This window comes from Microcystis sp. M53598_WE2, from assembly GCF_030067735.1.
GTDB lineage: Bacteria > Cyanobacteriota > Cyanobacteriia > Cyanobacteriales > Microcystaceae > Microcystis > Microcystis aeruginosa.
On the sequence record NZ_JASJFE010000227.1, the window covers coordinates 1 to 7,264 of the forward strand.

11 protein-coding genes are annotated in these 7,264 nt (G+C 41.7%); 10 read left to right on the forward strand and 1 reads right to left on the reverse strand.

Annotation, left to right across the window (positions count from 1 at the left end; genetic code table 11):
- The 8 genes from gvpA to PX636_RS04785 form a co-directional block, all read left to right on the forward strand.
- A partial coding sequence (gvpA, locus tag PX636_RS04750) for a gas vesicle structural protein GvpA (RefSeq protein ID WP_502882844.1) occupies positions 1–235 on the forward strand: 235 nt, incomplete at its 5' end.
- 441 nt (positions 236–676) lie between these two features.
- Positions 677–1,315, forward strand: a complete 639-nt coding sequence (gvpC, locus tag PX636_RS04755; RefSeq protein WP_288116359.1) for a gas vesicle protein GvpC — start codon at positions 677–679, stop codon at positions 1,313–1,315.
- 611 nt (positions 1,316–1,926) lie between these two features.
- The gene (gvpN, locus tag PX636_RS04760) at positions 1,927–2,967 is read left to right on the forward strand and encodes a gas vesicle protein GvpN (RefSeq protein ID WP_288116360.1); all 1,041 of its coding nucleotides are present in this window, start codon (positions 1,927–1,929) and stop codon (positions 2,965–2,967) included.
- Between the two features lie 29 nt (positions 2,968–2,996).
- Entirely contained in the window at positions 2,997–3,407 is a 411-nt protein-coding gene (locus PX636_RS04765; protein WP_288116361.1) for a gas vesicle protein, read from the forward strand.
- Complete coding sequence (locus PX636_RS04770; protein WP_012266565.1) at positions 3,364–3,675, forward strand: hypothetical protein; 312 nt, start codon at positions 3,364–3,366, stop codon at positions 3,673–3,675. Before PX636_RS04765 ends, PX636_RS04770 begins: the two co-directional genes overlap by 44 nt.
- A gap of 506 nt (positions 3,676–4,181) precedes the next feature.
- On the forward strand, positions 4,182–4,655 hold the full coding sequence (locus tag PX636_RS04775) for a gas vesicle protein K (RefSeq protein ID WP_002758523.1): 474 nt from the start codon (positions 4,182–4,184) through the stop codon (positions 4,653–4,655).
- 15 nt (positions 4,656–4,670) lie between these two features.
- Positions 4,671–5,405: a gas vesicle protein GvpF gene (gvpF, locus tag PX636_RS04780; RefSeq protein ID WP_002796984.1), complete on the forward strand. Its 735-nt coding sequence runs from the start codon at positions 4,671–4,673 to the stop codon at positions 5,403–5,405.
- A 14-nt stretch (positions 5,406–5,419) separates the two neighbouring features.
- Positions 5,420–5,683 (forward strand): gas vesicle protein GvpG, encoded by a 264-nt coding sequence (locus PX636_RS04785; RefSeq protein WP_002796986.1) that lies wholly within the window; start codon positions 5,420–5,422, stop codon positions 5,681–5,683.
- A 123-nt stretch (positions 5,684–5,806) separates the two neighbouring features.
- On the opposite strand, the gene PX636_RS04790 is transcribed toward PX636_RS04785, so the two are convergent.
- Positions 5,807–6,139, reverse strand: coding sequence for a gas vesicle protein (locus PX636_RS04790; protein WP_002758520.1), 333 nt, complete (start codon positions 6,137–6,139; stop codon positions 5,807–5,809).
- 92 nt (positions 6,140–6,231) lie between these two features.
- Here PX636_RS04790 and PX636_RS04795 point away from each other — a divergent pair, with 92 nt between their 5' ends.
- Complete coding sequence (locus tag PX636_RS04795; protein WP_288116363.1) at positions 6,232–6,915, forward strand: GvpL/GvpF family gas vesicle protein; 684 nt, start codon at positions 6,232–6,234, stop codon at positions 6,913–6,915.
- A gap of 12 nt (positions 6,916–6,927) precedes the next feature.
- Positions 6,928–7,264 (forward strand): ArsA family ATPase (locus tag PX636_RS04800; RefSeq protein ID WP_288116364.1); only part of this gene is annotated, 337 nt, incomplete at its 3' end.

The window sequence follows — 7,264 nt, forward strand, 5'->3', positions numbered from 1 at the left end:
AACAAAAAGGTCTATTACCATGGCAGTTGAAAAAACTAACTCTTCCTCTAGCTTGGCTGAAGTTATTGATCGTATCCTTGACAAAGGTATCGTTATTGATGCTTGGGCTCGCGTCTCTCTGGTGGGCATCGAATTATTAGCGATTGAAGCTCGTGTAGTTATCGCTTCGGTTGAAACCTACCTCAAATATGCTGAAGCCGTTGGTCTGACTCAATCTGCGGCGGTTCCTGCTTAAGGATTGATCCCAGATTTTCCTATCTGCTGAGTGAAAACCCGACTGGGTTTTCCAGATCATCGGCTTTTCTTTAAATCCCTATTGAGTCTAGTTACCCCTCTCTTGGGGCGCAATGGTCTATGATTGACAAGGTTGGCACGGCAACGGATAGCAAAAACAAAGCTAGACCCATACAAGTTATTTTTGTAACCGTGATTTTGACCTTTGTAGCTAGGTTTACCGTCTATCGCCAGAATGTAAAGCTGACTATTTTTCTGAGTAGAAAGCCATTTTGGGGGTGGGAGGTTGCGCCCCTCAGTCTGGGGTAGTCCCCTACCTCAACTTTGGGATGATAAGAAAAGTCGAAATCTGCTGTCTCTCCCCCCAGTCTCCGTGAAGGTTTTTCTAACGGGTGATTGGGTCAAATCCATTCCATAGTATTTAGTAATTGAGGACAACCCCATGCCTGCTCTCATGGAACAGTTCCGCCAGGAGCGTTTATCGATTGCTGAAGAAGTAGCTAAACTCTCGCGAGAAGTACAATCTTTTCTGTTGGATGTCAAAACTGAAAGACAAAAACAAGCGCAAGAACAGGCAGCTGCTTTGCGCCAATCTTTCCAAAAAGTTCAACAGGAAAGCCACTTGTTCTTAACAGCTACCCAAAAACAGCGTTTAGCTCAAGCGGAAAAGCAAAAAGAGGATTTACGTCAATTTCAAGAACAACGTTTAGCGGAAGCCAAACGGCTAGACAACGACTTACGTCAACAGCGTCTAGATCGAGCCAAACAGCTAAAGGACGATTTAAGTCAATTCCAAGAACAACGTTTAGCAGCAGCAAAACAGCTGGAGAACGACTTACGTCAACAGCATCTAGATCGAGCTAAACAGCTGAAAGAGGATTTAAGTCAATTCCAAGAACAGCGTTTAGCGGCAGCGAAACAGCTAGAGGACGACTTACGCCAACTTCATCTAGATCGAGCTAAACAGGTGAAGGATGATTTAAGTCAATTTCAAGAACGACGTTTAGCTGAAGCGAAACAGCTAAAAGACGAATTGCGTCAATTTCGTCAAGATTTGTCTATCTACGTTTTTGGCAAATAAATCTCTAGGTTAATTACAACCCACTTAAGCCTAGGGCTAGAGTAAAAACCCTCTAGTCCCTTTTCCTGGCTAAACTAGAGGACTATCTGAAAATACAACAATAAGCCTTTGGTTTTAAACCTAGCTAGTCCTGCCTTTTCAAGTTTCTAGACTCAACGTAGGAGTGGTGGGTTCCCCTTCAGGCTGATCTAGGGCTCTGGTAAATTAAGAAGTATTACAAAACTTCACTTAGTTTATAGTTAATGTTGTCATTAGTAGTCTTTTATTGACAAAGGAGGTAAGGGAAAAGGACTGCATCTGGGCTTGTCATTGTTTAAGTCTTGAAAAGTAATCTAGACAAGAATTTTAGACCCTTAGACTAAGGAATATCCTGAAATACCTTCAGAATCAAGGTTCTAGACCTAATTGATGACAGTTCCTAATTTTTTGTGATATTATTATGAGGTAAGCCTTAAAAGCCAAAGACGATTAAACTTGCCGTAAAATTCGGGTAACACAAGCGTCCTTGCCTACTCGGTTATTAAGGGGAAACCTGAACCAGCAGTTGTTAGCTCAAGAATACCCGTACGCTTCAGGCGGGGATTATCAATGGTATTTACTAGATTTCAACTATGACAGTTACTGAAACTCAAACAAGAAGAGCCGTCCTCAGCCTCCGCCCTGGTCAATTTGTTGTTACGCCTTCGATTGATCAAATTGCCACCCGCGCCTTACGTTATCTAAACTCTGGTTTTTCCATTCATCTATGTGGCCCAGCAGGAACGGGAAAAACCACCTTGGCAATGCACCTGGCCAATTGTTTAGCCAGACCTGTGATGCTAATCTTTGGCGATGATGACTTTACCAGTTCCGATTTAATTGGTAGCCAGTCTGGTTATACCCATAAAAAACTGATGGATAACTATATCCACAGCGTTCTCAAAGTTGAAGACGAGCTAAAACACAATTGGGTGGATTCTCGCTTAACAATGGCCTGTCGCGAGGGGTTTACCCTAGTTTATGATGAGTTCAATCGTTCTCGACCTGAGGTCAACAACGTTTTACTCTCTGCCTTGGAAGAAAAAATTCTCACCCTGCCGCCCACTAGCCATCAACCCGATTACCTACAAGTCAATTCCCAATTTCGGGCAATTTTCACCTCCAACCCAGAAGAATACTGTGGGGTTCATGCCACCCAAGATGCTTTAATGGATCGGTTGGTAACTATCAATATGCCTGAACCAGACCAACTAACTCAGACAGAAATTCTTGCTCAAAAAACGGGAATTGGTCGAGAAGATGCTTTATTTATTGTCAACCTCGTCAAAACCTTTCGTTTGAAAACTGCGACTGAAAAAACGTCGGGTTTGCGCTCTTGTTTAATGATTGCTAAAGTCTGCGCCTCTCACGATATTGCGGCCAACTCCGCTGACTCGGACTTCCGTGATATCTGCGCCGATGTTCTTTTGTCACGCACAAATTTATCTGTTGATAAGTCAAGAGCGATTTTATGGGAAATCCTCGAGGACAATCCGTTAGAATCCTTATCCTTTCTAGAGGAAGAGGAGCCTTCCGATGCCCAAGTGTCAACTTCTGAGCCTTCGACAGGAAATCAGTCGTTAAAAGCCATTCAATCTTTACTGCGAGGCAACTTGCCCCAGCGAAAAGACTAATTTTATACTCTTATTGAGTGAAACCAACCGTGACTTCTTCCACTTTTGCTGGCTCGCTCAAAAACCAGTCAAGCAACTCCCTAAAAACAGCAACTCAAGGTTCGAGTTTAGCGGATATACTCGAACGAGTTTTAGATAAAGGAATTGTGATTGCCGGCGATATTTCCGTTTCGATCGCCTCCACTGAACTTATAAATATCCGCATTCGTTTGTTAATTGCCTCTGTTGATAAAGCCAGGGAAATGGGGATCAACTGGTGGGAAGGAGACCCCTACCTCCATAGCCAATCCCAAGCTTTACTAGCAGAAAATCGGGAACTTTCACTCCGACTCCAAACCCTAGAAACTGAGCTTGAAACCTTAAAATCCTTAACCCAATTGAGTGCAATGGAGAGCCATGATACCAGTCCGAACGATGAAGCACATTCCTCAGATGCGTGAAATTCCTCACTTGAATCCTCAAAGGTTAGGAAATTTACACGAGTTGACGGTTGCCCCTCTTGATAAAGCAAGGGAAATGGCAATTGATGGGTGCCAAGGTTATCCCCACCTCCCTAGCCAATGCCAAGCTTTATTAACAGAAAACCTGGAACTTTCACGCCGACTTCAAGCCTTAAAATCCTTAGCCAAATTGAGTGCAATGGAGAGCCGTGATACCAGTCCGAACGAGCAGGCACATTCCTTATATACATTGAAATTCCTCAATTGAATCCTCAAACGGTAAAGAAGTTTACCGAAAAATTGTGTTGAAAGCCTCGCCCTTTTAGGGCGACTTTATGTTATGATCTCAAGAGTAGGGGGCCGGGTAAGCAACCGCTTAAAAAACCCAGTCATCAACCGATGAACGCACCTTGAAAACTAAAGTTATGGGGTTCTCTAGGGGAATGCTCCTATAGGTAAAAGCTCTCAGGGTCAAGTACCAGAGAAACCAATTATTTTAGAGGTTTTGAACTGTATCGTAGGGTCCCCCGAAAACAGGCTTCTGTAAGGTCGCGAAAGTCTGAGGAGAGAACCACCTCTGGGTAGGATTTCGCTAGGAATCTAATTCAAGTGGACTCGTTGAGCCAGAAATTCACAGCAGTGATGCGAGAAGAATCCACGTCCGTTTACGGCGTGGGGTATGTCAAATCATTATTTTCCCTCAGATAAAATTTCTTGGCCAAGCTCCCCACTAGAGACTCACCGTCAAAAACTGCTCATTTACCAATTCCCACCATGACACTTGCTTGCACACCTTACGATTCTGATAATCAAGCCTTGCTGACCCGTCCAGAAAGTAATAGCCAAGCTGGTTTAGCCCCTTTACTGTTAACTGTCGTGGAACTGGTACGCCAATTGCTCGAAGCCCAAATCATTCGCCGGATGGAAAAAGGGGTTCTCAGTGAGTCTGATTTAGATAGAGCCGCAGAAAGTATCCAAAAATTGCAAGAACAAATTCTCTATTTGTGTGAAATTTTTGAGGTTGAGCCAGAAGAGTTAAATGTCCACTTAGGAGAGTTTGGAACTCTTTTACCGGAAGCAGGGAGTTATTACCCGGGAGAGGAGGGTATTAAGCCTTCTGTGTTAGAATTAGTGGATCGACTCCTCAATACAGGGGTTGTTGTGGAAGGAAATGTTGATCTGGGTTTAGCTCAACTAGATTTAATTCATCTAAAGCTTCGTTTGGTTTTAACTTCTCAGCCGGTTTAATTTGGGAGAATACTGATGACAGTGGGTCTTTATTTATATGGAATATTTCCCGAACCAGTTCCTGACGGACTCGTTTTGCAAGGGATTGATAATGAGCCAGTTCACAGTGAGATGATTGAGGGTTTTAGTTTTCTCTACTCCGCTGCTCATAAAGAGAAGTATTTGGCATCCCGTCGCTATTTAATTTGCCATGAAAAAGTATTAGAAACTGTCATGGAAGCAGGGTTTACAACGTTGTTGCCCCTGCGGTTTGGCTTAGTTATCAAAACCTGGGAATCCGTCACCGAACAATTAATTAGTCCCTATAAAACCCAACTGAAAGAATTATTTGCTAAACTGTCAGGCCAACGAGAGGTTAGCATTAAGATTTTTTGGGATAATCAGTGGGAATTACAAGCGGCTTTGGAGTCTAATCCTAAGTTAAAGCAAGAACGGGATGCGATGATGGGGAAAAACTTAAATATGGAAGAAATTATCCATATAGGTCAACTCATTGAAGCCACTGTATTGCAACGGAAACAAGACATTATTCAAGTCTTTAGAGATCAATTAAATCATCGCGCCCAAGAGGTGATTGAAAGCGATCCGATGACGGATGACATGATTTACAATGCAGCTTATTTAATTCCCTGGGAGCAAGAGCCGGAATTTAGCCAAAACGTTGAAGCGATCGATCAGCAGTTTGGTGATCGCCTAAGAATTCGCTATAACAATTTAACCGCACCCTATACCTTTGCCCAACTTGTCTAAGGAGAGTATTAGTTATGTTTCTCGATCTTTTATTTCTTCCTGTTACCGGTCCTATTGGGGGTCTGATCTGGATTGGGGAGAAAATTCAAGAGCGTGCAGATATAGAATATGATGAGGCGGAAAATTTGCACAAATTGTTATTATCCTTACAACTATCTTACGATATGGGCAACATTTCTGAGGAGGAGTTTGAAATTCAGGAAGAAGAACTTTTATTAAAAATTCAAGCCTTAGAAGAAGAAGAAGAGGCAGAAAACGAATCTGAATCTTCTCTCTAAACTTGCAATCTTTCCCACCACATAGATCATGAACAAAATCACAAATTGTAAGCTTAGTAAGGGCGGATTTGACAAGCTCAAGAACTCGTTGAAGCTTGGTCAGAACTAGCCCTTGGTTAAGCCTTAATATTCTAGGTAAAAAGTTTGGAAATTACTGGAATTATTAGAGGAGTGAGCAACAGTTTTGGGGGAATCAGGTTTTTTAGCTACACTAGGAGGGTTGGCTGTACGCAAATTTTGAATACTTTGTTCTGTAGTCTCAATTTGCTCTGTCACAAACGTGAGACGATTTTTTAATTGCTGAATCTGCCGCTCCATCATTTCTAATTTTTCTTGGATACGTTGTTTTTCAGTAATTAACTTATAAAGCTCAAGTTGGTGATCTGCTTCAGATTGTTTCCGAGGCATGGTGCTAATTTTAGATCTAATTGGTCTGGGTGGACGAGTGGTTGTCATAACAATCCCTGAATAACTTAGAATATTCTAGCATATCAACGCCCCAATATAAAAACTTGTAAAAAATCGTCAATTTTCTTTCGGTCAACCCTATGAAATTGTACAATCTATATACTTACGCTTTTTTGAAAACCCCCATAGAAAGCCTAACACTACCCGTTGGAATGGCTAACCCATTGTTACTGATAACTGTTGGCTCTCTCTCGGCGGTAGTCGAACCCGAAGTTGGTTTAGACACTTTACAAAATGATGATGAACGCTTGATTCAATCGGTTTTATGTCATGATCGAGTCATCTGTCAATTATTTCAACAAACCACTATTTTACCCTTACGTTTTGGCACATCTTTTTTAGAGGCAGAAAATTTACTGACTCATCTTTGTTCTCATGGCCAAGAATATCAAGAAAAAATTGAAGAACTTGAGGGAAAAGGAGAATATCTTTTAAAATGTATTCCCCGTAAGCCAGAGGAGCCTGTACTCTTTTCTGAAAGCAAGGGCAGACAATATTTTTTAGCCAAAAAACAGCTTTATGAAGCCCAACAAGATTTTTATACTTTGCAAGGTTCGGAATGGCAAAATCTCGTGAATTTAATCACCCAAAGCTATCCATCAACGAGAATTATTACTGCTCCAGGGACAGAATCACGAATTTATCTTTTAGTTGATTTTCAAGAAGAACCTTTACTAATCGAGCAAGTCTTGCATTGGCAGAAAGCCTGCCCCCGTTGGGAATTACAATTAGGACAAGTTTCTCCCCCCTATCACTTTACTTAACTTGATTTCTCTATGACTAACTTTAACTTGGTAAATAACTCTCTAAGTCGTTATGACACTCGACATTTAGTTATGTTTAGTGGCAAAGGAGGAGTGGGAAAAACCACCCTTTCCTGTGGATTTGCTCGCCGTTGGGCTAAATTATTTCCCGAGGAACAAATCCTGTTAATCTCAACCGATCCTGCTCATTCTTTAGGGGATGTATTGCAAACAGAAGTTAGCGATCAAGCATCACCTGTAAAAGACTTACCCAACTTAAAAGTTAGGGCATTAGATGCGGAAAAATTGCTCTTAGAATTTAAAGAAAAATACGGAAAATTTTTAGAACTTTTAGTAGAACGGGGCAGTT